5 protein-coding genes are annotated in these 6,087 nt (G+C 45.9%); 4 read left to right on the top strand and 1 reads right to left on the bottom strand.

Annotation, left to right across the window (positions count from 1 at the left end):
- Positions 1–314 precede the first annotated feature (314 nt).
- Together C6P11_RS10160 and tyrS are read left to right on the top strand one after the other, a co-directional pair.
- Positions 315–1,229 carry a sulfite exporter TauE/SafE family protein gene (locus tag C6P11_RS10160; protein ID WP_135520841.1) on the top strand — a complete coding sequence of 305 codons (915 nt, stop codon included), beginning with the start codon at positions 315–317 and terminating at the stop codon, positions 1,227–1,229.
- A 288-nt stretch (positions 1,230–1,517) separates the two neighbouring features.
- Complete coding sequence (gene tyrS, locus C6P11_RS10155; RefSeq protein WP_135520839.1) at positions 1,518–2,777, top strand: tyrosine--tRNA ligase; 1,260 nt, start codon at positions 1,518–1,520, stop codon at positions 2,775–2,777.
- 60 nt (positions 2,778–2,837) lie between these two features.
- On the opposite strand, the gene C6P11_RS10150 is transcribed toward tyrS, so the two are convergent.
- Positions 2,838–3,932, bottom strand: coding sequence for a VanZ family protein (locus tag C6P11_RS10150; protein ID WP_245299867.1), 1,095 nt, complete (start codon positions 3,930–3,932; stop codon positions 2,838–2,840).
- Positions 3,933–4,210: 278 nt separating this feature from the next.
- On the opposite strand from C6P11_RS10150, the gene C6P11_RS10145 reads away from it, so the two are divergent.
- Both C6P11_RS10145 and C6P11_RS10140 read left to right on the top strand, forming a co-directional pair.
- Positions 4,211–5,155, top strand: a complete 945-nt coding sequence (locus tag C6P11_RS10145; RefSeq protein ID WP_135520835.1) for an NADP-dependent oxidoreductase — start codon at positions 4,211–4,213, stop codon at positions 5,153–5,155.
- Between the two features lie 112 nt (positions 5,156–5,267).
- Complete coding sequence (locus C6P11_RS10140) at positions 5,268–6,017, top strand: glycosyltransferase family 2 protein (RefSeq protein WP_135520833.1); 750 nt, start codon at positions 5,268–5,270, stop codon at positions 6,015–6,017.
- The last annotated feature ends 70 nt before the right edge of the window (positions 6,018–6,087 follow it).

Genomic DNA, 6,087 nt, shown 5'->3' with positions numbered 1-6,087 from the left:
TTATTCAGACGAATACATTGAACAAATGGTTGAGCAAATTAATAGCCGACCTCGAAAGCTTTTCGGCTGGAGATCGGCTAAAGAATATTATTTATCTCAAGTGTTCCGGTTGAATTGACAATTCACCAGTTATATCCAAGGTAAAACGCAGGATTACGACATTTTAGTTGGTGAGTTGCAGAGCATCTCTGATCGCATGTTACCGCGTGATAAGCAAGCGCATTAATTGCAACTGATGCAAAAAAGATGCCGGGTTCACTGATTTTTGGTAAACTAAGTACTCGGACAAACTTTTTTTAATCAGGAGATTTATTATGGCAGAACAACTAGTATTACGGGCCTTGCAGGCGATATTAATCATTGCGTTAATCGGTATGGCGATTTTGTATACCGTTTCAATGCGTCGAAATAAGATTAATCCACTCCGTAAGTTTGTCCCGGGATTCCTGATTGGATTTATCACAGATTTTGGCGATACATTGGGTATCGGATCGTTTGCAACGACAACGGCTTTGTTCAAGGGGACGAAGTGGTTGGATGATGACCGTAAGCTACCAGGAACGATGAACGCAGCGCACGCCATTCCGGTGTTCGTAGAGGCATTGTTCTTCCTGTCAGCAGTTAAAATCGAAGTGACAACTTTGGTGCCAATGACACTAGCAGCCATCACCGGCGCTGCGTTTGGAACGCGTATCACGGCTAACTGGCCGGTACGTAAAATGCAACGTGGGTTGTCGATTGGTTTGGCATTGGCAGCCATTGCGATGCTGATTAAGCTTATTGCAAACCCAGGTCATGCTGATTCAATGGCCGTTCACGGTTTGCACGGCTGGTTGCTAGTACTTGGTTTGGTCGTGAACTTCACCTTGGGTGTTTTGATGACTATCGGGTTGGGTAACTACACACCTGAGTTGATTTTCTTCTCATTGGTTGGGGTTAACCCATTGGTCGCTTTCCCAGTGATGATGATGGATGCGGCGATGATTATGATGACGTCAGCTATCGGCTTCGTCCGCACAGGTCGAATTGAGTGGCGTGGTTTCACCGGAATCATCGTTGGTGGTGTACTCGGTGTTATTGTTGCCGCAACCGTGGTGACGGGTATTAATATCACGGTGCTAAGCTACTTCATTGTGGCATTGGCAGCATACACAGCGTTCAACTTGTATCGCGATTCACGTAAGCCAGAACCGGCTGATGTTATCAATAATGATATGGCAAACAACTAGTAAACGTGCTACAATCTACCTATCGCATGAGCGGTTTCAGTAGATAATCGGTGGACAATCAGAGAGTTAGTGGTCGTTGTGAACTAACCAATTCCGAAGCTCGAATTACACCCGCATAAACCTCATGTGCGTTGCCCCAACGTTACTGGGAATATGAGTGGTCACAGCATACTGTGGCAAATTAGGTGGTACCGCGTTTAACAGCGCCCTAATCAGTGTTATAGCTGGTTGGGGCGCTTTTTTGTACCCGACCAGTGGCGATTACATCATTTTTAGAGGAGAATAGTTATGGCAGAAGATATTTTACAAGAACTTGAATGGCGTGGTGCCATCAACCAAACCACTGACGAAGCTGGTTTGCGTGATCAAATGGCTAAGGAACAAATTGGGGTATACGTTGGTATTGACCCAACTGGTGACTCAATGCACATCGGTCACTTGATTCCATTTATGATTTTGAAGCGATTCCAATTGGCTGGTCAAAAGCCAGTTATCGTTGTGGGTGGTGCCACTGGTCCAATCGGTGACCCATCAGGTAAGAAGTCAGAGCGTAAGTTGTTGTCACAAGAAGACGTAGCCGCTAACGTTGAAAAGATTCGCGCCCAAATGGTTAAGTTGTTTGGTGAAGATGGTTTCACGATTGTTAACAACTTTGACTGGTTGGGAAAGTTGTCATTGCTAGACATGTTGCGTGAGTACGGTAAGTTGTTCTCAATCAACACGATGTTGGCTAAGGACGTGGTTGCATCACGTTTGGAAGCGGGAATCTCATTTACTGAGTTCACGTACCAAATCTTGCAATCAATCGACTTCCACGAGTTGTGGAAGCGCGAAAACGTGCGTTTGCAAGTTGGTGGATCAGACCAATGGGGTAACATTACTGGTGGTATCGATTTGATCCACAAGCTTGAAGGCGGAGAAGCACCAGCCTTTGGTTTGACGGTGCCTTTGTTGTTGAAGGCTGACGGTACGAAGTTTGGTAAGACTGAAGGTGGAGCTGTTTGGCTTGACCCTGAAAAGACGACGCCATTCGAATTCTACCAATTCTGGTTGAACACGGCTGATTCAGACGTTGAGAAGATGTTGAAGTACTTCACGTTCTTGTCACAAGACGAAATCGCTGGCCTAGTTGCTGACTTGCAAGAGAACGCAGCTGCTCGTAACGCACAACGTCGTTTGGCGCAAGAAGTCACGACGTTCGTTCACGGTGCTGATGCTGTTAAGACGGCTGAGACGATGACGAAGGTCTTGTTCGGAAACGCTGATGTGTCAGAATTGACGACTGATGAAGTCGCAATCTTGGCTGGAAATGTACCAACGTTCGAAATCGACAACGCTGAAATCGGCTTGTTGGACTTGGTTGTTGCAGCTGGCTTGGAAAAGTCAAAGACGGCCGCACGTAAGTCTGTTAAGGACGGGGCTATCCGTATCAACGGTGAGCAAATCACTGACGAAGAAGCGGTTGTTAACCCAGCTGCAAAGTACGATGGTAAGTACGTCATCGTAAAGCGCGGTAAGAAGAAGTGGGCCGTTGCGGTCGTTCGTTAATGAACTAACTACTATATAAATAAGTAAAGGGCACTGCATATTTTTGCAGTGCTCTTTTGACTATTGATGACGCTCGCTGCGCGTGGTTGGTTGCTTAGGCGCAACCTCAGGTGTAGCGGGTGTTTTTGGTTGTTCTTGCATAATTGGCGCGTCGGCCATTGTCGTTTGCTTGACGATAGCTTCTGAACCAACGCCACTGATCTTTTCATATAGTAGCTTGTGTTGCGGACGGAAGATTGTGATTAACCAATCTAGGACCAACACAACGGCTGGGGTCGCAAACAAGAGAATGAACGTGTATGTTCGGTTCAACAATTCAGCTGATACCGTTCCAGTTGAACCAATGAGTTGCAACCAGAATGGGAAGAAGTAAATTGTAAAACCGACCATCAAACCGTTTCGAATGAAAATGCGCCAACGTTGTGACTTAGCCACGTCATAACGGGTGCGGACAATCAGTTGACCAAGCGTTGCGCCAATCAAGAATGGCACAATCCCCCAAATAATGAGGTATGACACAAGGTCAGTTGCTGTTTGGTTTGATACAAGTTGATTAAGAACGAAGCCGATAATTGATGCGATAACGAAATCCACGCCGAATGATAGTAGACGACGTACCAGCGTGACACGGTGGCCAAGGCTGCGTGCACGTTCATCCATGCGGTCACGGGATGGGAAAATCAACCCAAGTAGTGGGGCGAAAATCCAACCGATCACGCCACCCATGGTGTTCAAAATGAGGTCGTCAACGTCGAACAAGCGGTATGGGCGCCAGTAGATGTGATACAACGCGGTATATTGCGTCGTTTCGTAAAACGCTGTTAGCATCATCGTTAGAATTAACGTTGTGAAGAAACCGCGCTTAAAGTAAAAGTGCAAATACATACCGAATGGTACGGTTAGCAACACGTTAAAGGCTGCCTGCGTAAATGATGGATCCAACAAGCCGGCCTTCAACCCGCCACCGTGGAAGTAGGGGTTGTCGTTAAAGAAGGTACGGACGACTTGGAGTGGATCTAAGTTCATCGTCTGTGCGTGAATCGCCTGCAAATGCTCCAAGGTTGCTTCCGTTGGCAACGGCAAGATAACCATGAAGTAGGCAGTCGTAAAGTAAAATACGAAACTAAACGTCATCACCGTGTGCCAAAAGGTCACGGATCCGAAGCGACGATATTGTAAAAACAAAAATGGTACGAATAAAACAATTAGTATGATTGGAAACGCAATAATTGCGTCTTTGATAGGTACGCCAAAGCCTCCCACAACACTTTCCTCCGCTTTTCTGTCATACTAAGAGTATACAGTCTAGACCACTAAATTTCACAAAGTTGGCATTTTCTGTTGCATTTACTTTTCGTAAGTGTAAAATAAGTTGCATAAATATTGATAGATTTTTATTTGAGATTTTTTGAAGCGAAAGAAGGACTTAGGATATGACTACGATGAAGGCCGTTGTATTTGACGAATTTGGAGACGTTGATGTCTTCCACGAAGCTGAAGTAGAAGTACCAGTTTTGACGAAGGGTAGCATCTTGATCAAGCAAGCTGCTATCGCAATGGACCCATACGACGTTAAGTTCCGTGCCGGTGCCTTTGGTGTGCCTGCAAAGGAAAACATGATCGGTGGATCAACGATTGCCGGTGTTGTTGAAGCAGTTGCCGCTGACGTAACTGAGTTCAAGGTTGGTGAGCGCGTTGTTGCTGTACCACACGAGCACGGATACGCAGAGTATGCTGTTGTTGATGCTGACACTGCTGGTCACTTGCCAGATTCAGTTTCATTTGAAGATGCAGCCGCTTTGGCCTTGGGTGGTCAAACTGGTTACCAAGCCGTTGTTGATGCATTGAACTTGCAAGAAGGTGAGTCAATCTTGATCCACGGTGGTGCCGGTGCCGTTGGTTACGCTGCTTTGCAAACTGCTTTGTACCGTGGCGCATCAAAGATCTACACGACGTCATTGCCTACTGACATTGACTACCTACACGAGTTGAACGCCGACATCGAGACGATCGACTTCACGACGCAAAAGTTTACTGACGTGATTCCAGAGTCATCAGTTGATACTGTTGTTGAAATCATCGGTGGTAACAACGCTTTGGGTTCAGTGCAAGTTTTGAAGGAAGGTGGACGCATCGTGTCTACTGTTCCTTTGGGTGACGACGTTAAGGCTGCCCGTGATGCCAAGAACATCAAGGGTGACTACTACGTGATGCAATCAACGACTGAAGTTTTGACGAAGTTGATGGAGCACTTGGGAAACGGTGACTACAAGGTTGCTGTTGCTGAAGTAAAGCCATTCAACTTGGAAAACTTGAAGGAAGGTCACAAGATTGTTGAGTCACAAGCCGTTCGCGGTAAGGTTGTTTTGACTTTCTAATTTGACCAACTACAATTAAACGCACATCAGAAAATCCGCACGACCTTTTTCCACCGGTCGTGCGGATTTTAGTTTATAGTGGTCTTGAAATTAAACAAAAGAGGAAAATACAATGTATAAGGAACCACTCGTGACGGTTGCTGTGTTGAGTCACAATCTTGAGGGATACATTGGCCACAGCCTAAAAACCGTAAATAAGCAAACGTATAAGAACATGGACATCGTGATTTTGGATGATGCGTCAACAGATGACACGATGTCAGAAATTAACCACTGGGCAGCTCGTGATGACCGTATGCGTGTTATTAAGAATAACAAGCGTAAAGGTGTTGCGGCTGTTCGCAATCAGGCGCTAGACCAAATTCGCGGTAAGTATTTTATCTTCGTGGATGGGGATGACCAATTGGCGCCATCATTTGTTGAAACGCTGGTCGGTGCTTTGGAAGAAAATCCTGACATTAGTATTGTGAGTGTTGGTTTTAGTTGGGGAGCTAGTGGTGCCCCAAAGAAGGCACATGAAGTGACCTTCCGCAAAATTGATCGCGCTGGCATGTTTGAAGGTGTGACGCACCGTGGTCACGTTATTTCAGGTATGGTCTGGAACAAGATTTACCGTTCAGTAGATTTGTTGGATAGTAAGGTTCGTTTCGATGAAACGCTCGAATTGGCTGAAGACCACTTGTGGATTGCCCAAGTGGTTGCGTCAAAGGCGATGTCAGAGTACTCGTTGTTTGCGACAGATGTCCTTTATAACAAGGTGTCTCGTTCAACGAGTATCATTCACACCGCATCACACGCCTTGCGTGAACGTGAGCGTGAAATCGATCAACAAATCGCCCGCATCGGTGATGACATCATTTAATGAGAAAAAGCTGGCCACTTTTCATTGGTCAGCGTTTTTGTTATGCTTCTCCTTAAAGAATGGGGGAAAG

The organism is Weissella confusa (genome assembly GCF_004766315.1).
GTDB lineage: Bacteria > Bacillota > Bacilli > Lactobacillales > Lactobacillaceae > Weissella > Weissella confusa_A.
The sequence above is the reverse complement of the archived record's forward strand: the minus strand, read 5'-3'. Positions and strand labels throughout refer to the sequence as shown.